The sequence below is a fragment of the Rhodococcus sp. ACS1 genome (assembly GCF_002300155.1).
GTDB lineage: Bacteria > Actinomycetota > Actinomycetes > Mycobacteriales > Mycobacteriaceae > Rhodococcus_F > Rhodococcus_F koreensis.
In genome coordinates this window covers 733,254-754,874 of sequence record NZ_NSDZ01000004.1, presented here as the reverse complement: position 1 = coordinate 754,874, position 21,621 = coordinate 733,254, and the positions used below count along the sequence as shown (strand labels likewise).

Here is a 21,621-nt window from a genome sequence, read left to right as displayed (position 1 = left end):
GTTTTCGCAATCGTAGGAGGTAAAAGTGGGTGTCGAGGTATCCGTCGAGGGACTGACCAAGTCGTTCGGCTCGCAGAGGATCTGGCAGGACGTCACGTTGACCCTGCCCACCGGCGAGGTCAGCGCATTGCTCGGCCCGTCCGGAACGGGCAAATCGGTGTTCCTGAAATCGCTGATCGGTCTGCTCCGCCCCGAGCAGGGCTCGATCGTGATCGACGGCACCAACATTCTCGAATGCTCGTCCAAGGAACTCTACGAGATCCGCAAGCTGTTCGGGGTGCTGTTCCAGGACGGTGCGTTGTTCGGCTCGATGAACCTGTACGACAACGTGGCCTTCCCGCTGCGCGAGCACACCAAGAAGTCCGAGTCGGACGTCCGCAAGATCGTGATGGAGAAGATGGAACTCGTCGGCCTGCTCGGGGCCGAGGACAAACTGCCCGGGGAGATCTCCGGTGGCATGCGCAAGCGGGCCGGCCTGGCCCGGGCGCTGGTGCTGGACCCGCAGATCATCCTCGTCGACGAACCCGACTCCGGCCTGGACCCGGTCCGCACCACCTACATCAGCCAGACGCTGATCGACATCAACGCCGAAATCGACGCGACGATCCTGATCGTCTCGCACAACATCAACCTCGCGCGGACGGTGCCGGACAACATCGGCATGCTGTTCCGCCGACAACTGGTGATGTTCGGACCCCGCGAGGTGCTGCTCACCAGCGACCAGCCGGTGGTCAAACAGTTCCTCAACGGCACCATGATCGGCCCGATCGGGATGTCCGAGGAGAAAGACGAGGCCACCATGGCCGCCGAGCAAGCCATGGTCGACGCCGGACACCACGCCGGTGGTGTCGACGACGTCGAGGGCATCGTCCCGCAGATGAAGGCCACCCCGGGGATGCCGTTCCGGCAGGCCGTCGCCCGCCGGCAGGAACGCGTCCGCGACATCTTGCACACCCTGCCGGAGAACGCGCAGGTCGCCATCCAGGACAGCTTCGAGGAGAGCTTCGGCCCCTACGACGACACCGAGGATTTCTCGATATACGAGGAGCCCCTCGAATCCGTGTGATCCATCTTCCCGGTTCACGACTCGGCAACAAGAACAGCCAGATCAACGAGAGGAACCCGTCATGACGACGAACAACAACGCCTTCTTCATCGGAGGCGAATGGCATGCGCCCGCCTCGAGTGGCGTGATCACGGTGGTATCGCCCAACGACGAACAGGTGGTGGGCCACACCCCCGATGGCGCCGAACCCGACATGGACGCCGCCGTCGACGCGGCACGCCGGGCATTCGACGATCCGACCGGTTGGTCGCAGTGGGAACCGGCTCGGCGAGCGCAGGCACTGGGACGCCTTGCAGATGCGCTCGACAAACGCGCACCGGAGATGGTCCAGGCGGTGAGCTCACAGAACGGCATGCCCGTCGCGGTCGCAGAGAAGCTGGAAGCCGTATTCCCGCAGGTTCTGCTGCGCTACTACGCCGGATTGATCGAGAACGACTCCTTCGAGGAGACACGGCCGGGTCTGCTCGGCGGATCGACTCTCGTGACCAAGACCCCGATCGGGGTCGTCGGCGCGATCGTCCCGTGGAACTTCCCGCAGGCACTCGCCGCGTTCAAATACGCTCCCGCTCTGGCTGCCGGGTGCACGATCGTCATCAAGCCGTCCCCGGAGACGGTCCTCGACAGCTACGTTCTCGCGGAAGCGGTCGAAGAGGCAGCCCTGCCGGCGGGCGTGATCAATATCGTGCCCGGCGGTCGCGAACTGGGCGCGTACCTGGTCTCGCATCCCGGCATCGACAAGGTGGCGTTCACTGGGTCGTCGACTGCCGGCCGCAACATCGCCGAGGCCTGCGGCCGACTGCTCCGGCCGGTCACGCTGGAACTCGGTGGAAAGTCGGCGGCGATCATCCTCGACGACGCGAATCTGGATCTCGCCACCGTCGGCGAACAGCTGTTCGGGGCGACCATGCTGAACAACGGCCAGGTCTGCTACCTCGGCACCCGCATCCTGGCACCACAGTCGCGCTACCAGGAAGTGGTCGACACGTTCAGTGCTCTGGCCGGGTCACTGACCGTAGGAAGTTCCCTCGACCCCGCCACGATGATCGGACCGATGGCCAGCGCCCGGCAGCGCGACAGGGTCGAGTCCTACATCGCGAAGGGCAGAGGCGAGGGTGCCCGCATCACGGTCGGTGGTGGACGCCCCGCGGACCTCGAGAAGGGATGGTTCGTGGAACCGACCATCTTCGCGGACGTCGACAACAACTACACGATCGCCCAGGAGGAGATCTTCGGACCCGTGCTGTCGATCATTTCTTATCGGGACGACGAGGACGCTGTCCGCATCGCCAACGACAGCGACTTCGGTCTCGGCGGCACCGTCTTCACCGCCGATCACGACCACGGAGTCGCCGTCGCCCGGCGCATCCAGACGGGAACCGTCGGCATCAACGGCTACCTTCCCGATCCGACGGCGCCGTTCGGTGGTGTCAAGGCCAGTGGCCTCGGACGCGAATTGGGTCCGGAGGCCCTGTCCGCCTATCTCGTGCCGAAGTCGATCTACCTGTAAGGGCGAGTGCGGGTGCGGCACTCGGGGCGCACCCGCATCGCTCCGCGGACCACTCATCCCCATGGGGCATTTCCCTCCCCCCGAAGGATGAGAACGCGTCCGATTCGCACCTTTTACCCCCTCTCGGTCGGCATTATGGTTCGACCAAACACTGTGGCCTGTCCCCTGTCGGGAGAGGCACCTGAAAGCAAGGATCCGCACATGGATGTCATGGAACACGCGGGAGCGATTCTCCCCGAGGACCGCTACAGTGCGAGCACCCTCGAGGCGTTCCGATCGAACGGGTACTGGCGCGACGAGAGCCTGACCCAATACGTGGACCGGTGGGCGGACACCGACCCGGACTTCGTCGCCGTCACCGACGGCTACGGAACTCTCACGCGCGGTGAACTTCGAGCGCAGGCGTACCGTCTCGCGGCCTCCCTGCAGACGCTCGGCGTCGAACGGGGTGACCGCGTTCAGGTCCAGTTGCCGAACTGGAACGAGTTCGTCGTCATCTACGTGGCGCTCGCCCGGATCGGCGCCGTCCTCGTGCCCACCATGCCGGTGTACCGGCACGACGAGGTGCGCTACGTACTGGAGCACTCCGGAGCCAAGATCTCCTTCGTCACCGAGGAATTCCGCAAGTTCCGGTACACGGATATGCTCGCCGAGGTGCGTAAGGACGTACCCGGACTCGAACAGGTCGTCGTCGTGCGTGGGACGGCGGGCGCCGGCACGATCGCCTTCGATGACCTGATTGCCGGCGACCATGTACCCGGCGACGACGAACTCGGACCACCACCGCCCGCGGATGCCGCCCACGCCATCATCTACACCTCGGGAACCGAGTCGCGGCCGAAAGGCTGCCAACATACCTTCAACACACTGTCTTTCACCGCCCATGGACTCGGCGGGCAGGTGATGGGGCTGAACCCCGACGACGTGATGTTCATGCCCTCTCCCGTCACCCACGCGACAGGACTGGCCGTGGGAGTGGCGACTCCGTTGATCCTCGGAAGCGGGATCCACCTTCTCGACGTGTGGGAGCCCAACGAGGGACTCCGGCGTATCGCGGAATTCAAGACGACAGTGAGCATGGCCGCGACACCATTCCTCCAGATGGCACTCGGGGCCATCGAAGCCGGTGCCGACCACGACGTCAGCGCGATGCGACTCTGGGTCAGCGCCGGCGCACCGATACCCGAGACCCTTCTTCGGAAATGGAAGACGGCACTACCTGACTGCACACTCTTACCGGTATACGGCAGTAGCGAAGGACTACTGGTGACGGCAGTGCGTGTCGACGACCCGCTCGAGAAGGTGCTCTCCTCAGACGGGCGTGCGTTCGATGGTGTCGGTCTCGAGATCCGCGACGAGGAAGGCACCACCGTACCGGCCGGCGAGGAAGGCCAGATCTTCTACGGAGGACCGGGCATCTTCCTCGGGTACTGGCGCGACCCCGAACGCACGACCGCGTCGGTCGACGCACGTGGCTTCCTCTCCTCAGGTGATCTCGGCCGCGTCGACAAAGACGGCTATCTGCGGGTCACGGGACGAATCAAGGACCTCATCATCCGCGGCGGCATGAACATCTCGGCGCGGGAAGTGGAGGAGCACCTCCTGGCGCACCCGCGTATCACCGCAGCTGCAGCTGTGTCGATGCCCGACGCGCGTCTCGGCGAGAAGGTATGCGCCTTCGTCGTTGCCAACGGCCCCGCACCAACTCTGGACGAAATCGCCGACTTCCTGCGAATCGAGCGCAAGGCCATGGTGCAGAAGATTCCCGAGAAGCTGGTAGTCGTCGATCAACTCCCCACCACCGCGACCGGCAAGATCCAGAAGTTCCTTCTCCGCAAGCAAGCGGCCGAAGCGGTTGCCGGCGACTAGATCCCGACCAGGACACAGGACCGCCCCCCTCGCCGAGGCAAGGGGGGCGGTATTCGTGCATGTGGTGAGCCCGTCACCCACCGAGATGGTCTGAGTGCGCGCGTGAGACTTTCGTGGCCCCTGTCACCGTTGGCCGGTCATCGCCAGATAGCGGTAGATCGCCTCGGACCGGTTCATCGCGCCCAGCTTGCGAAGTATCTTCTTGACGTGCGTCTTCACCGTGAAGATGCTGATGACGAGTTCGTTCGCGATCTCGGCGTTCGATGCGCCCCGGATCAGCAACGTGAACACCTCGCGCTCACGCGTCGTCAGCGATTCCAGCGCGGCGGGATTCAGATCGTCGTAGGGCGTACCGGGCAACGCCGAGACCTGCTCGGCCGAGGTCTCGTCGAGGAAACTGACGTCCGCATGTTCGAGAAGCTCGGCTTCGCGGGCTTCCTGTTGCAGGCGTTGGACGATCACATCCTTCTGTTCACTGAGGCGGTCGGCCAGCATCGCCCGTTCGAACAACGTCCCGAAACCGCGGGCATATGCCCCGAGCATGTCCCGGACCACAACGTTCACCGGGTCCCCGGAAGGTCGACTGCCGTGCACGAGACCGATGACACCGGTCGACACGGTAATCGGGGCAACCACATAGGAGTCGGCGGCGAGCATCTGCACGACCTCGGCACTCGGCCGGACGTCGGCGTTCGGCCCGGCGAGTACCGCGGATCTGGTCTTACACGCCCGGCTCTCGGCTGATTCGAAACCGAGGGGTAATGCCTGCAGGGAACTCAGGACCTCGTCCGACCTCGTCGAGCTGTGGAGCTCGAGCGCCGTCCACGAGCCGTTGTGCACCTCGGACAGGAGAATTCGGTCGAGTCGCGCTGCGTTCGCAGCCTCGAAGCAGATTCTTTTGCGAAGACCGGCAACGGATTCCGAGCCCCGTAAACGCCGGATCGCGCTGGCGAACTCGGCGGGTTGCACGACGTGCCCCGGACCCTCGCGCATTGTGCGAATCCGCGTGCGCGTGTTCTGAAGGTCGACAATGAGGCGACCGAGCGCTCGTTGCTGCTCGGGGCCGAGCGCGGGGAACGTCGCAAGTGCCGATTCCGTGGCCTCGTCGAGGAGCGCCATCTGGGTGCCGAGCGAGACAACGCGGATCTCGTGGGAGCGGGGGCCGACGCCGTACTCGTCGCGCAACCTTTCGAGGAGAACGATGACCGCGTGCGACAACTCGCGGTCGGTCGTCGACCTGACGGTCGCTCGCCCCTCCGTCTTCCCTGTCATCTCGCTCGGCGCGCCTGACTCGAGTAGAGGGCCGTCGCCGCGGCACGAGTCGGTGCGTGCAGCTTCTTGAGCACGGCTTTCACATGCGATTTCACGGTGCCCTCGGAGATGACCAGTGCCTGCGCAATCTGATTGTTGGTGGCCCCGGTTGCCAGGTGGGACAGGATCTCGCGCTCCCGGACGGTCAGCACGCTGTTGATCTCGAGCGCCCGGTTCTCCCCGGGCTCATCCGTGGAGCCCTCGACCGGTGCGGCGGCCTGATGAGAGAGAACCGCATCCACCTTCGAGATCCGGTCCAGCATCGTCTGGGTTGCGTCGAACGACTCCTCCACCCGGGCACGCTGCAGTTGAATTCGGTGCTTCAGCACCGCCTGCTCGTACACGATGGCCAGAATGGTCGCGAAGGTGTCCAACCGATCCCGGTCGTCGGGATCGAGAACATGCTCCGACCCTGGCCGGTCGGCGTGGAGCAGTCCGATGACCTTACCTGCGGACATGACCGGCGCCGCGACGTATGCCGACGTCCGAGATCGGCTGACGATCTCCTTGTGTGTGCGGTCGTCGTCAGCCGGGGCGGCGACCAGCGCGGGAACCCGGCGTCGGACCAGCTCGGTTTCCAGAGGCGCTTCAGCCAGGGACAACACCGCGGAGTCGACGTAGTCGGAGAAGTCGAGAGGCGAGCCGTCGAGCTCGGGCCGCAGATAGAGGCGGCGGGGCTGCCACAGAGAGCCGGACACAGCTGAGACCATCGAGCGCGCGAAGGGCAATTGTGTACACACCACCTCCGGTGCCGCCTCGATGATCTGTCGCGGGGAAAGTCCCCGAAGCGTCACCGCGGCGTCGTGCACCTCGCCCAGCTCCGCGATCCGGCGAATCGCCTCGGTTCTCGCCAGCTGCTCCTGAACACGTTCGATGTCGACGAGAACCCGGCAAGCGTCTCCGATATCGATCTCGGCGAGCTGCCCATCGGTCAGCGCTTCAACGAGGCGACCCCTTGCCGCTGCAAGAGACACCGACAACGTGGGAGAGCCGACGTCCGGGTTGTGCTGGTGGTCGACCAGTAGCTTCCTTGCCCTGCCGATACAGTCGGCTGCTTGGTGCTCGAGATCCGCGTGATCAGGATCCATTGACGTCTTCGTCCGGCTCACCTTCTCGTCACACCTCCGGCCGCATCGGCACACCACTCGACATGATTGTTGTGACTGGCATCACTCTGCAGTGTAGCCCGATCGCCCAGCTATCGTCCAATGGTATGACCGATCAGCTGATCGCGGGTACGCTGATCTACCCCGAGTACACGGCAAATGCCTTGTTGGAGTTGAAGACGTCGGTCACCACGAGGTCCGACCAGTCTCGGCGCAGGCCGAGCTCCTCGACCGCACCGAGCATGCAGAACCAGTTGAGAATTTCGTGCTGGCCGGCGTCGACAACTTCTGCGCTGGTGTAGTTGCGCATCAGCCCGAAGTCGTCCTCGAGCAGCGCCTTGTAGATACGCAGGTCGGCTTCGGTATCGGGACGCATATGCCACAGCTTGTCGGCGAGGAAGGCGTGCGACCAACTCGAGGAGGCGACGAACGCCACCCTGAGATCACGGTCGCGGAAATGTTGCGCGACCGCCCGACCGACTTGGAAACACCGGGCCGGCGTCGGACCCGAGGGGTCGAGAACCTCCGATTCGATGTCGGCGAATCGCGCCAATCCACCTTTGCGCGCGATGGCATGCTGCCCATAGCAATTGACCGTCATCGGGATGAAGGGATATGACATCTCGGCGCCGGCGTCGGCGTAGTCGAGGAACAATTGCGTATTCAGGATCGCGTGCGGAAAATGTGCGGCGGTGCGCTTCTTGTACGAGTAGGCCATGTCGAATCCGCGCTCGATCAGGCCGTCGGCGAGTTTCCTGGCCCCCGACGCGTCACCATGCATCACGATCTCGAAATCGTCCGGCTTCCCCCAGAAGTTCGGACTGCCTCGCTCGTTCATCACCTCGAAGGCGGGCACCTCGAGGTCTCCGTAGGCGAGCACGCAGAACGGTGGCACCACCTCCTCGCGAAAATTCTCGTACTGGTCGTCGCCCCACACCACGACGACGTCGGGGGCGAACTCGTCGACCGCGTCACGCACCCGAGTCAGATTCGCCACCAGCTCCGCACGATGCGCCGATGCGGCGGCGGTTCCACCGTCGTCGGACCACTCGCGACGCATACGGTCCGGCCAGTGGGCCGGGTCCTTCTCCTCGTCGGGGATGTCCGGGTCGGTGAGAGTCCATCGCAGCAGACCTGCCATGTGCTCGTCGGTTCCCGCCAACAGCGGGTAGTGGGTCATGCCGAGAGCGAGGAAGTCTCCCATTGGCCGTCCTTTCTGAGGTGGCGCCTCGGCGCCGTCACACGCGCCGGGGGTATCGCTCCCCATCGTGTGACGTGCGCGCGCCACACGCACAGCAAGTTCCAGTGCCCGGAACGCGGCGTCAGTCGTCGAACGGAAAGAGATCGGCCCTACCCTGGGCGAGCATCTGGGTGGTGTCACGGCAGATGCGGTGAGCAGTCAGTTTGACGGCGTTGATCACCGACTCCGAGACCTCCTTCGCCGAGTCGAACTGAACGGCGACAGCACCCATCGGCCGGCCCTTGATCAGCACCGGCGCGGCGATGTTGCCCAAGCCCAGAACCACCCCGTCCTTCTGCACGGCAACTCCCGCCACTCGAACGTGCTTCAACTCGTGGCGAATTCGGACCGGGTCCGTGATCGACTTCGGCGTCAGTCCTACCAGAGGTCCGGCCAGCAGTTCGGTGAGCTCCTCTTCACGCAGATGCGCCATCATCGCCCGGCCCATCGCGGACAGGTGCGCGGGGATCCGGGTGCCCACCTCCCCGATGGGTCGCGCGTGGTTCACCGCGAACAGCGCCTGCAGCACGACGACTTCGTTGCCCCTGAGGACGCCGAAGTGCACGGATTCCTTCGACCAGGCCTGCAACTGCGCCAAGTGCGGCAGCGCAACCTCGCGCATTCCGTCCACCGGCATGGACGAAACCAGCCGCAACAGCCGGATACCGAGCCGGTACCCGGCACCGTGTTCCTCTATCACCGCCAGCTCACCCAACCGCTGCAGCAATCTGTGCACCGTCGACTTGGGCAGGCCCGTCTTCCTGCTGATCTGTGTCAGGGTCAGAACCCGATCGCGCTCGTTGAACGCATCGATGATCGAGAACGCCTTCGCCAGGATCGAAGGCGGTGAGCTCCCCGCACCGCCGGTGTCGTGCTTGTCTTCTTCCATCTGCATCATCCGGGCCTCCGCAATCTTCACTCCGCCGACCCCGCGGAAAACTACTGTAACGGCGGTCACAGCGCGCTGACATTCAGGGTACGTGCCCGCCGATCGGTTCCAGCCCCCGGAACTACAGCGGCCGCAGCCGCACCGAGCCCCTAACGTTCCCTCCGTCCGGCTTGCCCGACGACGCGGGCAGGCCGGACGGAACACGCCACGGATGCGCGCGAAAGGAGACCCTCGTGGTTCCACCCGGCACCATCGATGTGCATGCGCACTACTTCCCCCGGGACGCACCCCCTGCCGACGTCATCGCAGGTTTTCCGCGAGCACCCCGATTGGTGCTCGATTCTCCCGCGGAGGGACGGCTCGTCCGCGGATCCGAAGACTTCCGCGCCGTCCGGCGCGCTCTCTGGGATGTGCCGGCGCGCTTGGAGGACATGGATCGCGCGGGCGTCGGGGTTCAGGCGATTTCTCCTGTTCCGGTCACCCTGGAGTACGGCGCCGCGCCGGCACCCTTCGCCGCGTACTGCCGGTGGATCAATGAGTCCACCGCCCGCGCAGTGGAAGACGGCGATGGCAGGCTCATCGGAATCGGAACAGTTCCCCTCTTGTCTCCCCGGGACTGCCTATCCGAACTTCACTACCTGTCCACAGTTCTGGGACTGCGGGCGATCGAGATCGGCACACGGATCAACGGGATGGAATTGGACGACCCGGCACTCGAGTACTTCTTCGATGCGGTCGACGGTCTCGGACTCGCGGTAATGGTCCATCCCGTCGACGGAGGCGGTGGCGCGGTGCGCCGTTCGGGGTTCACTTACGACTTCGGACTGGGGATGCCCTCAGATACCGCGTTGGCGGCTACCGCGCTTGTCTTCGGCGGGGTGCTGGACCGTCATCGACGACTACGCATCGCCATGGTCCACGGGTGCGGCACCTTTCCCTGGGCATACCCGAGACTGCGCCTCGGCGCCCACTTGGCCGCCACACACGTCCCAGACGATCTGGATCGCCTCGTATCACGTCTCTACGCAGACACATTGGTCTTCGACCCGGGACTCCTGCCTGCGTTGGTACACCGCTTCGGCCCGAACCAGATCCTGCTCGGCAGCGACCACCCCTTCATTCCGGGACAACCTGGAGATGGACTGGCGGACTTGAACTCTGTGGCACAGCATTTGCCGCCCGGCACCGTGCCGAGAATCCTCCGCGAGAATGCGCTTGAATTTCTCGGACTGGCATCCGGCGCACTCGTCACCGACCACTTCTCACCGATAAAGGAAGATCACCATGGCACTCACTGCTGAAAATCTCGTCGACGTTCCCGGCTTGGCCAGCCGTTGGGTCCGACTGGCGAACGGCGCCCGCGCCCACTACATGACCGCCGGCACGTCGGGCCCCGCCGTGATCCTGCTCCACGGCGGATTGCCCGGCTCCTCAGGCCTCGCGGGATGGCGCTTCATGGCCCCCTACCTCGGCGAAAACGGTTTCCGCGTCTATTGCCCCGACATGCCCGGATTCGGCCTGTCCGATACTCGTGCGGAGTATTGGCCGGACGGCATGGAGTCCTTCGTCGACTTCATCGACCAGTTCGCCACCGCACTGTGCCTCGACGAGTTCCACCTCGCAGGAAACTCCATGGGCTGCATGAACACGGTCAATTACACGGTTGCACACCCGGACAAGGTCAAGAGCTTCATTCTGATCGCGGGAGATGTCGGCGACGTCGTCCCGGAGCACTTGACCCCGCCGGCGGGCGAGTTCCGTCTCACCGCCTACGACGGCACACGCGAGGGAATGCGCACGATGATGGAGGCGATCATCCATCGCGGTGAGGCCATCAGTGAAGATCTGATCGACATGCGCTACCTCTCCGCGAGAGACCGGATGGACGCGCACGCGAAGTTCTGGCCCACTCTCCTGCAGTACCGGCGGATCACGGACTGGACGGACGAGAATCGCGCCGCCCGTTTGGTCACCAAGGGGCGCCTCGACCGGTTGAGCACTCCGGGGCTCTACCTCTACGGACGCCAGGACATCCTGACACCGGTCGAGTGGGGGTACGTCCAGGAAGACCACCTGCCCAACGTGCAATTCTTCTATCCCGACGAGTGTGGCCACCAGGGCCAGACCGACCGACCGGACCTGTTCAACCCGGTCTTCCTCGAATTCTTCCGCGACGGGAGGGTTTCCGGAGATCTCGCCGACGCCGCCGGCGTCTCCGATCGCCGACCCGAACTGCCACTGATCGATCGCTCCCTGGTCTCTGCTTGATTCTCCGATGACAACCGATGGCCGACGCCGGAATCCACGATTCGGCGTCGGCCATCGGTTGTTTCCGCCTCCGCCAATCCAGGAAGTGTCCGATGCCCCGACCGCAGTCCGTGCCGGCCGAAATCTCACCACCTGCTCCGGCAAGATCGCTGCGAGCCGGGCATCGCGACCGGAACTGGTTCTCACTCTGTGCGGCAATGTTCGTGGTCGCGTGGGGCGGCAATCAGTTCACTCCGCTGCTGACCATGTACCGGGCGGAGCGCGGGTTCAGCGAACTCGCCGTGAACACACTGCTGTTCGCGTATGTCATCGGCCTGATCCCCTCGCTCCTCCTCGCGCATCGGCTGGCGGCCCGCTGGGGCACCCGCACTCCCCTCGTTCTCGCCGTACCCGTCAGCGCGCTGGGTTCGATACTGGTCGCAGCCGGGTCACACTACCCCGCACTGATGTTCGCCGGGCGAATGTCGACCGGCATGGCTCTGGGGATCGGAATGGTGGTCGGCGGGCTGGCGCTCGACTCGCTGACCACTTCACCCGGCCGTGCTCCACGAGCGTCGGCAATGAGTCTGACGAGCGGCTTCGCGATGGGTGCAGGTGCCGCGGGCGCCCTCGCCCAGTGGGCGCCCGCACCGACCACCGCGGCTTTTCTGCTGCACGGGGTTCTCTGTGTAGCTGCCGCCCTGCTGATCGCGCGAACGACGACGAACAGCCCGGTGCGGGCTCGGCCAGAACCGTTGGAGAGGAATCGAATACTTCTTCCCCGCGCATTCCACCTCCTGGTGATACCCGCGGCACCGTGGATCTTCGGCGCCCTCGGCATCGCGTACGCGGTGCTCCCGCCCATCGTGGCGCCTCAGCTGGAAGGCTTCGACACGGCGTTCTCCGGTCTGCTGTGTCTACTGAGTTTGGGACTGGGCTTCGTCGCGCAGCGACTCGTCGGGCGCACGGCGGGACGATCGGGCCCGGCCCGCGGGATCGGACTGACACTCTTCGTGGCCGGCACGCTCGCCGCCGCCTTTGCCGCCGCAACCGCGTCGATCTGGCTGGTCGTGGTTGCGGCATCCGTGCTGGGCGTCGGATACGGATTGACGTTGGTCGGGTGCTTGCGTGACTGCGAGCGATTGGCCCCGCCCGGCCGGCTGGGGACGATGACCGGCCGGGTCTACTGCCTGGGTTACCTGGGGTTCGGACTACCGACGGCGATCGCCTGGCTGCACAGTTCCTATGCGATCGGCACGCCTGCAACATTGCTGGGCGTGGCGTCGGCAGCCGTCGCCGCCAACGTCGCAGGTGCCGCCATTCTGCGGATCCTGTCGCGGACGCGCGCCAGTCGACGCTAGCCGGGCTACATGCTCGCCGACTCGTCACCAATTCGCGGTTCCAGCGGCCGGAACTGCACACCACCTGGGCGTGATACGTGGCTACGTTTCGACTATGTCCTTCCTGATCGTCGGCGCCTCGGTTGCAGGCACCAGAACAGCAATCGCATTGCGGCAGCGCGGTTTCGCCGGGCGCATCGTGCTCCTGGAGAGCGAGGAGCACTGGCCGTACGACAAACCCCCTCTGTCCAAGGACCTCCTGGCCGAGGGGCACGCCCCGGATGTTCCGCGGCTCCTCACACCGGAGCTCGCAGCGGAGTTCGACCTCGACGTCCGGCTGGGCGTGCGAGCCACCGCTCTGGACCCGGTACGGAGGGTAGTGATCGCCCACACCGGTGAGCAGTTCTCGTACGAGCAGTTGGTGATCGCTACCGGTGCTCACGCACGGTCCCTCCCCATTCCTGCCGTGCCGGCGGGGGTTCACACGCTGCGCACGCTCGACGACGCTACGGCTCTGCGAGAAGCTCTCACCGGCAGACCGCGGGTGGCTGTGGTTGGCGCAGGCTTCATCGGCGCCGAATTCGCCTCCGCGGCGCGGGGGCGCGGCCTCGACGTCACCCTGATCGAGGCACTCGAGATCCCGATGAGTCAGGTTCTCGGCGACGAGGTCGGACGCGAGATCGCGTCGATCCACACACTCGGCGGTGCCCAGCTCATCACCGGAGCGCGGGTGGAACGTTTCCGGGGCAGTGAGCACGTCGAGGGCGTCGTCCTTGCCGACGGAAGCGAGGTACCGGCGGACCTCGTCGTCGTCGGCGTCGGCGCAGTACCCAACACCCGGTGGCTCGAGAACAGCGGGCTTCCCGTCGACGGCGGGGTGCACTGCACTGACCGCTTCGAGGTCGAGGGATTCCCGTCGATCTTCGCCATCGGCGACCTCGCCCTGCGTCGGCATCCGCTGCTGGGTATCCGGGCGCGGATCGAGCACTGGACCAGTGCCGGCGAACAGGCCGATGCGGTCGCCGCGATCGTGACCGGTGCAGAACCCCCTGCACCGCAGCTTCCGTACGTGTGGTCGGACCAGTACGGCTCCCGGATCCAGATAGTCGGGAGGCCCTCGCTCGGTGAACTCGCCCATCGCGAGGGGGCGATCGCGGAGGGCCGCTTCCGTGCCGTCTACACCGACGCCGACCACAACCCGATCGCCCAGGTCAGCGTCAACGACCCCAGAGCAGTCGCTGCGTTCCGCAAGAACCACCGTCGCGGCGGGAGTCTCGCGGACCTCGTCGGCGGCCAGATACCCGCCCGATAAGGAAGGCACCCATGCGTCAGATCCAGCATTTCAAGGGGGGTCCGGACAAGATCCTCCACATCGAAACCGAGGGCTGCAAGATCAACGTGATCATCGGGACCCACGACCTCAGCAACGAAGTCTTCACCACCGTGGAAATCCTGCCCGCCGAACCGGACGACGACGGACGGAACTGGATGGCAATCGGCCCCACCGCCGTGCTGGTCGTCCCGGCCACCGGCTCCGATCCCGACAGTTGGCTCTTCCGGGACATCACCACAACCGATCCCCGCGTCGCCGACCACCACTAACTCACGCCGCCGGCGCGGCCCGCACTCACCAGAACGGATCAGCCCCATGACCGCAGAGCAATTCATCATCGACGACCGCGAGAACAGCCTTTTCCGGGTCAACCGTGAAGCCTTCACTTCCGAGGACGTGTTGCAGCGCGAACGAAAAGAGATCTTCGACAAGACGTGGCTGTACGTCGGACACGAGTCCGAGATTCCCGGCAAGAACGACTTCCAGACCCGGGACGTCGGCGGCCGACCGGTGATCTTCAACCGGGACCGGCACGGTGACGTCCGGGTGCTGCTCAACACCTGCCTGCACCGCGGATCCTCCGTCTGCCGGCACAGCTCCGGCAATGCGAAGATCTTCACCTGCTTCTACCACGGCTGGGCGTACCGGAACTCGGGCGAGTTGGTCAATGTGCCCGGCAACGAGGACTACAAGAGCGAGCCGGCTGCCGTGTACAAGGGCCTGCAGTCTCCGGCGCAGGTGGACTCCTACCGGGGGCTCTACTTCGTGAACTTCGATCCCGACGCGCCTGATCTGCTGACGTACCTCGGCGACGCCCGCTATTTCATCGATCTGGCAGCCGATCAGTCCCCCGAAGGCGTCGCGATCCTGGAGGGAACCCACAAGTACTCACTGAAGGCCAACTGGAAGCTCCTCGTCGAGAACAGCATCGACGGGTATCACGCCAAGTCCGTTCACCACACCTACTTCGAAATGATGATGGAACTCGGTGCCACACCACCGATGCTGGGCAAGGAGACCGTCAACGGTGTGGCACCGGCCGGTATGGGAACCGAATTCCCTAACGGGCACGCCACATTGATGTATCCGGCCAACGGACTTCCCCTGGCCACCGACAGTGTCAAGCAGACCCTCGCCGGCCTGCGGTCGCAAGCCGAACAGTCCTTCGGTGAGAACTATGCCAACGCGATGTTCGGCCTCGCGCGAAATTCGGTGTTCTTCCCCAGCCTCATCCTGATCGATCTCAGCTTCGGATTGACGCTGCGCACATTCCACCCGGTGAGCCCATCGGAAACGCTCGTCACCGGTTGGCAGATCATCCCCAAGGGTGTCGACGAGGAGTTCGTCAGATACCGCATCAACAATGCACTCACCTTCTGGGGGCCGGCCGGCCTCGCGACCCCCGACGACGTCGAGGCCCTCGAACAGGCCCAGAAGGGGTTCGGCGCACGCGGCGAGGTCGGCTGGTCCGACGTGTCGAAGGGAATGGGCAAGCCCGTGCCGGCGGCCAACGACGAACTGCAGATGCGGTCCTGGTGGCGGGAATGGAACCGGCGCATCACCGGACAGCAACTCCCCGCCGAAGGCACGTCGTTCGTTCCCTTCGACAAGCAGGCTGCCGATGCCTGACCTCGTTCGATAAGCCGCACATCCGCCAGTCACCTCAGAAGGACACCCCCATGACTTCCGTGTCAGAGACACCCACCATCACGACGCGTAGCGCGGTCGAGGAATTCCTGTTCCACGAAGCCGGCCTGATCGACGAATGGCGGCTCGAGGAGTGGCTCGACCTGTTCACACTCGATTGCACGTACGAAGTACCCGCCACGGACCGGCCGGACGCGGACCCCGGTCTCACGTGGTCACTCATCCACGACGGCCGCACCATGCTCGAGCAGAGGGTGATTCGCCTCAAGAAGCCGGAGGCGCACGCCGAATTTCCCCATTCACAGACCAGTCGAATCATCGGCAACGTGCGAATCCTGACACAGAACAACGAGTCGATCTCCGTCACAGCCAATTTCATCATCAACCGCGCGAAAGCCGGCAAGTTCGACACGTATGTCGGCCGCTACGACTACGACCTGGCACCTCGAGGTTCCTCCTTCCTGATCCGCAGGAAGCGGGCCGTTCTCGCTCACGACATGCTCGATCCCCAGGGCAAGATCAGCTTCATCATCTGAACTGTCACCGCGCACCGTATCCGCGCATCACGAGAGGACCGACCATGGCACCGGAAATATCAACCGCAGCACTGATCTTCGCGTGCAACGAGGAACATCTGGCCGACGGCGAAACCCTACGCTTGGAGGCGGATGGCGGGATCGCCGTCTATCGCGTCGACGGCGAGTTCTACGCGACCTCCGACTCCTGCAGTCACGAGAAGTGGTCGCTGGGCGAGGAGGGCGAACTCGAGGGCCACGAGGTGCTCTGCACACTCCACATGGCCCGGTTCGACGTCCGCACCGGAGCACCCCTGTGCTTTCCCGCGGTGCTGGCGTTGACGAAGTATCGGACCGTGTTGAGCGACGGCCGGGTGTACGTAGCACCGAACGAAGACTGAACACTCTCGCGTCCAGCATATTCCAGAGGAAGGCAGCAGCACCACATGAACAGATTCAAAGGCCGGACTGCGGTTGTCACCGGGGCCGGCAGCGGCATCGGCCGCGCCATCGCCGTGCGACTCGCCGACGAAGGGGCGGACCTCGTCCTCGGAGACATCAGTGCCGACGCGGTGGAGGCGGTGGCCGAGCACCTTCGCCCCGGCAACGCGGCGTCCGTGACCACAATCGTCGGAGACCTCTCACAACGTGAGGACGCCGCCGACCTCATCCGACGGACTGTCACGGAACGCGGCGCGGTAGACGTGCTGGTGAACTGCGCGGGCGGTGGCGTCATCCTTCCCACGTTCGACCACACCGAGGAGACCTTGCGGGCCACCATCGACCGCAATCTCTGGACGACCCTGTACACCACACTCGAGGCGCTGCCCCACATGGTGGACGCCGGTTACGGCCGGATCGTGCACATAGGAGCGGAATCCGTGCGCAACGGTCTGTACCGGCACGCGATCTACAACGCCGCCAAGGGCGGGGTCCATGCGTTCGGTACCGGACTCGCACGAGAGTTCGCGCATTCCGGAATCACCGTGAACACGGTCGCCCCCGCGTGGATCGAGACACCAGAGGCCGCAGCCAAATTGGCGTCCGCGACCCCCGAAGCGAAGGAGGACATGGCGGTCTTCGGCGCCCAGATGCGCAACCTCATTCCGATGAACCGCCCCGGGACCGTCGAGGAAGTCGCAGCCACAGTAGCCTTCGTCGCTTCCGAAGAAGCGTCCTACGTAACCGGTCAGGTGATCAGCGTGAACGGTGGCAGTTCGATGCTCTAGACGGAGCACGACGTCGAGGCGGCGAATCCCTGCTCGAGGTCGTGCTCTCGAATGCCTCCGGCGTTTCGATCAATCCACCATTCACCGACAACGTGACGGCGTGGAACCATCGCTGACGAGATCGGTGGAAAGCCGCCGCCACGTAGTCGAACGTTCTGGCCGCGTTGGCGACAGTGTCAGACGCATACACTCTGCCAGTATGGAGTGCGGTGGCACTCCCTGTGTCAGTCGAAGAGCGCGACGAGTCGCTTCCCACCGACTTCGCCGCGAGCCAACTGCTCGAGGCCCGTATCGATCTCGGTGAATCCGATCGACTGCGTCGAGATTGCCAGATCCCCGGACGCGATGAACTTCAAGACTTCGACGGTATCGGCGGGCGTTCCTCCGATCGACCCACGCAGCTCCACCTCCTTCATGGTCAGAAGATGGGTGTTGATGGTCGCTTCGGCTCGGCCGAGACCGACCTGGACGACGCGGCCGCCGCTATTGACCACTTCGATTGCACCGGCGGTGGTAGTCCCGAAGCCCGCGAAGTCGACGATCAGGTCGAGTTCGAACGCCGCGAGGTCCTTGACGTCGTCGACAACCTGCTTCACGCCGCGTTCGATTCCGGCCGCGTGTACCTGGGGATTGATCTCCGCTGCGTAGACTTCACCGCCACCGAGCACCGCCAACCGTGCGGCGGTCATTCCGAGTCCGCCGAGACCGATGATGCCCACTCTCGTACCGGGTTTCAGGCCGCCGCGCGCGAAGACCGCGTGATACGACGTCATGCCGGCATCGGTAGCAGCAGCTGCCTGCTCGAACGGCACGGTGGCTGGGAGGGGGATGATCTCGCCGGCCGGCGCCAGCGTCTTTTCTGCGTACGCACCGTGGCGTCCGACCCCGATGTTCTTCTGTCCGAGAACTCCGCTTTTGCCGTCTCCCATGGCGCTGACTGCGACACGGTCTCCGATCGAGACCGTCTCGACTCGGTCGCCGACAGCGGAGACAACTCCGGCAGCTTCGTGTCCGAGGATGATGGGGGTGAAGCCGAGGATCTCGGCCATCGTCCCGTCTGTGATGCCCACGTCTGTGTGGCATAGGCCGACCGCTTTGAGATCCACCACAACCTCGCCGGGACCCGGGATTGGATCCGGGACATCGACAAGTTCGATCGGTGACCCGACACCGTTGAACATCCACGCTTTCACTCTGAACTCTCCTGACTTGCGCATAGCCGATCGGTAGCTGGATTTACTTGATCAGGAAGCCGGCGTCGACGGGCAGAGTGATTCCCGTGACGTAGCGGGACTCGTCCGAGGCGAGATAGAGAACTGCGTTGCTGATGTCGACCGGATCGACCCACGGAATAGGCAAGACGTTCGCCGCACGGTAGTTGGAATCCGGCTTCTCTGCATCGGCGCGGCTGGGGTGCTCGAGGTGCGGCAGGAAGAGCTTCATGATCGTCTCGTTCTGGATCATCGGGGTGTCGACGTTGGTCGGAAGAACCGAATTGACTCTGATGAATTGCGGTCCGAGTTCCAGGGCGAGCGATTTCATCAGACCCAGGACGCCGTGTTTTGCAGCGACATAGTGACCCAGGTTCTGCACCCCGGCCGCTCCGGCGGCGGAGCTGGTCAACACAATCGAGCCACCACGACCACCAGCGACGATATGAGGTACGGCAGCGTTGATGGTGTGGAATACACCGGTCAGGTCGATGTCGATGACGTCCTGCCAGGTTTGTTCCGGGAGGCCCACAAGCGGTCCCGTCGACGCGATGCCTGCATTCGCGGAGACGATATCGAGGCGGCCGAGTTCGGCGACACCCTCCGCCACGGCGCTCTCGAGAGCGGAACGGTCGCGGACGTCAGCCTTGATCGCGACGATCCTGCGGTCGAGTTTTTCGACCAGAACGACAGTTTCCTGCAAGTCCTCTTCGGTGCCCATCGTGTGGTCGGCACTCGCGACCTGATCGCAGATGTCGATCGCAATGATATCTGCGCCTTCCTCGGCGAGCCGCAGAGCGTGGCTGCGACCTTGTCCGCGCGCCGCTCCGGTGATCAGCGCGACCTTGCCTTCTACTCGTCCCATCGATCTCTCCTGTCGGTGATGTGGTGTTAGGGGGTCGAATGTGAGAATCCGAGTGCGGGCTCAGCTCAATCGGCTGGTGTCGACATACACACGCCAGCTCGCGATGTCGGCGCCGGCGAACTCGAGGAACGACGAGCCCTTGACCTTGACCTCGTTGCCGTCGGGGAAGACGTAGGACACGGTGATTTCCACGGCAACGGTGTTTTTCGTCGTGTCGACGACGAGGTTGTCGAGTTGATGCAGGACGGCCTTGAAGTTGCCTTTCCAGGCGGACACGAAGGCGCCGATGGCCTCGACTCCCGCGACCGGGTCCACGTCGTTGAAGCCGAAGACCGCGTCCGCAGTAAGGCAACGCTGGAAGACTCCGGGGTCGTTGGCGTCGACCTCACGGTAGAACACACGGGTGGTCGAATCGAGGTCGATCGTTGTCTGGGTCATGTTCTTTCCTTGCCTTCGAAGGGGTCAGACCTTGGTGATGTGCCGAGCCGCGAGGTACGCGGAGCATTGGATGAATCCGATGGTGTGCCCGCCGGCCCAGTAGGCCTCGCCGGACGGTGTTGCAGCGCAGTTCCCGACGGCGTAGAGGCCCGTGATCGGTGTGCTGTCGGGTCGGACGACTTGGCAGTTCTTGTCGACGCGCGGCCCGCCGGCAGTATCGATGAGAGCCGGCCCCAGGATGGTGGCGTAGTAGGGCCCCTGGTCGGCGAGCGGGGCCATCATCGGATTCGGTCCCGCCCCCACACCGAAATAGGCGCTCAGGGCCTGCTCGATCGGCGTCGAACCGCGGCCGAAGTCGTGATCGATGCCTTCTGCGGACATCTCGGCCCACCGGTTGACGGTGCCGGTGAGTGTGGCACCGAAATCCGTGTCCAACTCGATCGGGCCGGTATATTCGCGCAGCGTCTCGAGCCGTTCCGCGATTCCCTTTTCGAGGTCCGCCAACGAGTCGGCCTTGATGACCCAGTAGTCGTCCTCACCCTGAGGTGGGATGGGGTTGCCGAAGCCCTCTCCGCCGAATCGCCGGGCAGGGTCGTCCCAGATTGCGATGAGCGGGTTGTTCGGGTAGGTGCCTTGCTGGCTGTCCCAGTCGAAGAACGCCCGCGCGAAGTCGTGGTATGGCACCTTCTCGCTGATGACGCGCTTGCCGAACCGGTTGACGATGATCATCGAGTCGCCCGGAATCATGAACGAGCCGCGGACGGCCACCGGGTCCTTCTGGAGGCGCTCGAGGACCATCGGGGCTCGCATGCCCACGTTCAAATTTGCCAGATCGGCGCCGACCTCGCGTGCGATTGCGAGAAGGTCGCCGGTGTTCGTCCGAGCCGCACAACCACCGACGTAGGAATGGTCCAAGAAGCGCAGACGCAATTCCGGGTCCTGGGTGAAACCGCCGGTGGCGCAGATTACTCCGCGGCGTGTCCGGATGCGGATTGTCCGTCCTGCCGACTCGACGACGGCACCGATGATCGCACCGGTCGCGTCCTGAACGAGCTCGACCACACGGGAATCTGTGCGAACAGGGACGTTGGCACGTTCACAAGCCCGAGCCAGAGTTTCGATCAGGATCGATCCGCCGGTGGGCCCACCTTCGCTTTCTTCCGGGAACAGCACGCGGCCTGTCGGAGCCGCGTCCTCGGGAAGGTGCGCGTAGTAGTCGGGGAAGTCTGCAGCATGCCCGAACTTCAGCCCCGCGAGGTTCTCGTACGCTTCGGCCGCATCCGAGGCGTTGTCGTAGAAGGCCGTCAGGCCGTCGTACTCCCACTCGGGCAAACCCAGGGTGGGATGGTCGGGGTTGTACAGTCTGGGGCGCGACAGCTTCGCCATATACCGGAGGGCATCGTCGCGCGGATCCGTGCGTCCGGTGGCGCGCAGATACTTGTTGTTCGGAATCCACATGTAAGCAGCGGATTTCGCGGTAGTTCCACCGATGACGGAAGCCTTCTCGACGACGGTGACGTCGGCGCCGCCCGCCGCGGCGATCACGGCAGAACCCAGACCTCCGATTCCACTTCCCGCGACCAGAACATCTACGGTTTCGTCCCACTCGTGATTCATAACCAGCCTTTCACAGCATCAGTTCCGGAACGGCATCCTCAGCAGGACGGTGCAGCGGCGGAAGACGTGCCGATATTCCTAGACTTCGGTCGACGAAAGTTGCGTCAAAACATCACAATTCAAAGCTCATCGGCAGTGCAGGGCGCAGCGAGCATCCGGTTCCACCCGCACACACTGTGTGGTGTGTGCCA

At 64.4% G+C, this 21,621-nt stretch carries 20 protein-coding genes; 12 read left to right on the top strand and 8 right to left on the bottom strand.

The features are described from left to right. Nucleotides 1-25: 25 nt before the first annotated feature. The 3 genes from CJ179_RS15785 (at nucleotide 26) to CJ179_RS15775 (ending at nucleotide 4,442) form a co-directional block, all read left to right on the top strand. The gene (locus CJ179_RS15785; protein ID WP_095862185.1) at nucleotides 26-1,066 is read left to right on the top strand and encodes an ABC transporter ATP-binding protein; all 1,041 of its coding nucleotides are present in this window, start codon (nucleotides 26-28) and stop codon (nucleotides 1,064-1,066) included. A 61-nt stretch (nucleotides 1,067-1,127) separates the two neighbouring features. Next, nucleotides 1,128-2,573, top strand: coding sequence for an aldehyde dehydrogenase (locus CJ179_RS15780; RefSeq protein WP_072937164.1), 1,446 nt, complete (start codon nucleotides 1,128-1,130; stop codon nucleotides 2,571-2,573). Between the two features lie 201 nt (nucleotides 2,574-2,774). Continuing rightward, entirely contained in the window at nucleotides 2,775-4,442 is a 1,668-nt protein-coding gene (locus CJ179_RS15775; RefSeq protein ID WP_095862184.1) for an AMP-binding protein, read from the top strand. A 123-nt stretch (nucleotides 4,443-4,565) separates the two neighbouring features. Here CJ179_RS15775 and CJ179_RS53775 read toward each other — a convergent pair whose 3' ends face one another. From CJ179_RS53775 to CJ179_RS15755, 4 genes are all read right to left on the bottom strand, one after another. Further along, on the bottom strand, nucleotides 4,566-5,714 hold the full coding sequence (locus CJ179_RS53775) for a LuxR C-terminal-related transcriptional regulator (protein WP_095862183.1): 1,149 nt from the start codon (nucleotides 5,712-5,714) through the stop codon (nucleotides 4,566-4,568). Further along, entirely contained in the window at nucleotides 5,711-6,841 is a 1,131-nt protein-coding gene (locus CJ179_RS15765) for a helix-turn-helix transcriptional regulator (protein WP_095862182.1), read from the bottom strand. Before CJ179_RS15765 ends, CJ179_RS53775 begins: the two co-directional genes overlap by 4 nt. Before the next feature lie 157 nt (nucleotides 6,842-6,998). After that, nucleotides 6,999-8,063, bottom strand: coding sequence for an extradiol ring-cleavage dioxygenase (locus tag CJ179_RS15760; RefSeq protein WP_095862181.1), 1,065 nt, complete (start codon nucleotides 8,061-8,063; stop codon nucleotides 6,999-7,001). 118 nt (nucleotides 8,064-8,181) lie between these two features. Then, complete coding sequence (locus CJ179_RS15755) at nucleotides 8,182-8,997, bottom strand: IclR family transcriptional regulator (RefSeq protein ID WP_072937160.1); 816 nt, start codon at nucleotides 8,995-8,997, stop codon at nucleotides 8,182-8,184. 224 nt (nucleotides 8,998-9,221) lie between these two features. Here CJ179_RS15755 and CJ179_RS15750 point away from each other — a divergent pair, with 224 nt between their 5' ends. The 9 genes from CJ179_RS15750 to CJ179_RS15710 all read left to right on the top strand — a co-directional run bounded on the left by CJ179_RS15750 (nucleotide 9,222) and on the right by CJ179_RS15710 (nucleotide 17,299). Next, on the top strand, nucleotides 9,222-10,289 hold the full coding sequence (locus CJ179_RS15750) for an amidohydrolase family protein (RefSeq protein WP_072937159.1): 1,068 nt from the start codon (nucleotides 9,222-9,224) through the stop codon (nucleotides 10,287-10,289). Next, nucleotides 10,273-11,256, top strand: a complete 984-nt coding sequence (locus CJ179_RS15745) for an alpha/beta fold hydrolase (RefSeq protein ID WP_072937158.1) — start codon at nucleotides 10,273-10,275, stop codon at nucleotides 11,254-11,256. The genes CJ179_RS15750 and CJ179_RS15745 overlap by 17 nt, the downstream gene beginning before the upstream one ends. A 17-nt stretch (nucleotides 11,257-11,273) precedes the next feature. Beyond that, on the top strand, nucleotides 11,274-12,596 hold the full coding sequence (locus CJ179_RS15740; RefSeq protein WP_083395754.1) for an MFS transporter: 1,323 nt from the start codon (nucleotides 11,274-11,276) through the stop codon (nucleotides 12,594-12,596). Between the two features lie 94 nt (nucleotides 12,597-12,690). Continuing rightward, nucleotides 12,691-13,887, top strand: a complete 1,197-nt coding sequence (locus CJ179_RS15735; protein WP_095862180.1) for an NAD(P)/FAD-dependent oxidoreductase — start codon at nucleotides 12,691-12,693, stop codon at nucleotides 13,885-13,887. 11 nt (nucleotides 13,888-13,898) lie between these two features. After that, the gene (locus tag CJ179_RS15730; protein ID WP_072937155.1) at nucleotides 13,899-14,177 is read left to right on the top strand and encodes a hypothetical protein; all 279 of its coding nucleotides are present in this window, start codon (nucleotides 13,899-13,901) and stop codon (nucleotides 14,175-14,177) included. Nucleotides 14,178-14,223: 46 nt separating this feature from the next. Then, on the top strand, nucleotides 14,224-15,537 hold the full coding sequence (locus CJ179_RS15725) for a Rieske 2Fe-2S domain-containing protein (protein WP_095862179.1): 1,314 nt from the start codon (nucleotides 14,224-14,226) through the stop codon (nucleotides 15,535-15,537). Between the two features lie 50 nt (nucleotides 15,538-15,587). Further along, nucleotides 15,588-16,091, top strand: a complete 504-nt coding sequence (locus CJ179_RS15720) for an aromatic-ring-hydroxylating dioxygenase subunit beta (RefSeq protein WP_095862178.1) — start codon at nucleotides 15,588-15,590, stop codon at nucleotides 16,089-16,091. Nucleotides 16,092-16,135: 44 nt separating this feature from the next. Continuing rightward, on the top strand, nucleotides 16,136-16,471 hold the full coding sequence (locus tag CJ179_RS15715) for a non-heme iron oxygenase ferredoxin subunit (protein WP_095862177.1): 336 nt from the start codon (nucleotides 16,136-16,138) through the stop codon (nucleotides 16,469-16,471). A gap of 45 nt (nucleotides 16,472-16,516) precedes the next feature. Continuing rightward, nucleotides 16,517-17,299: an SDR family NAD(P)-dependent oxidoreductase gene (locus tag CJ179_RS15710; protein ID WP_095862176.1), complete on the top strand. Its 783-nt coding sequence runs from the start codon at nucleotides 16,517-16,519 to the stop codon at nucleotides 17,297-17,299. Nucleotides 17,300-17,523: 224 nt separating this feature from the next. Here the strand turns inward: CJ179_RS15710 and CJ179_RS15705 are convergent, their stop codons facing one another. Genes CJ179_RS15705 through CJ179_RS15690 form a run of 4 tightly spaced genes read right to left on the bottom strand, consistent with a single transcriptional unit; the run spans nucleotide 17,524 to nucleotide 21,430 of the window. Then, on the bottom strand, nucleotides 17,524-18,480 hold the full coding sequence (locus tag CJ179_RS15705) for an alcohol dehydrogenase catalytic domain-containing protein (protein ID WP_257015662.1): 957 nt from the start codon (nucleotides 18,478-18,480) through the stop codon (nucleotides 17,524-17,526). Nucleotides 18,481-18,535: 55 nt separating this feature from the next. Continuing rightward, the gene (locus CJ179_RS15700; protein WP_095862175.1) at nucleotides 18,536-19,375 is read right to left on the bottom strand and encodes a mycofactocin-coupled SDR family oxidoreductase; all 840 of its coding nucleotides are present in this window, start codon (nucleotides 19,373-19,375) and stop codon (nucleotides 18,536-18,538) included. Nucleotides 19,376-19,435: 60 nt separating this feature from the next. Next, the gene (locus CJ179_RS15695) at nucleotides 19,436-19,813 is read right to left on the bottom strand and encodes a nuclear transport factor 2 family protein (RefSeq protein ID WP_095862174.1); all 378 of its coding nucleotides are present in this window, start codon (nucleotides 19,811-19,813) and stop codon (nucleotides 19,436-19,438) included. Nucleotides 19,814-19,837: 24 nt separating this feature from the next. Then, nucleotides 19,838-21,430, bottom strand: coding sequence for an FAD-dependent oxidoreductase (locus CJ179_RS15690; RefSeq protein ID WP_095862173.1), 1,593 nt, complete (start codon nucleotides 21,428-21,430; stop codon nucleotides 19,838-19,840). Between the last annotated feature and the right edge of the window lie 191 nt (nucleotides 21,431-21,621).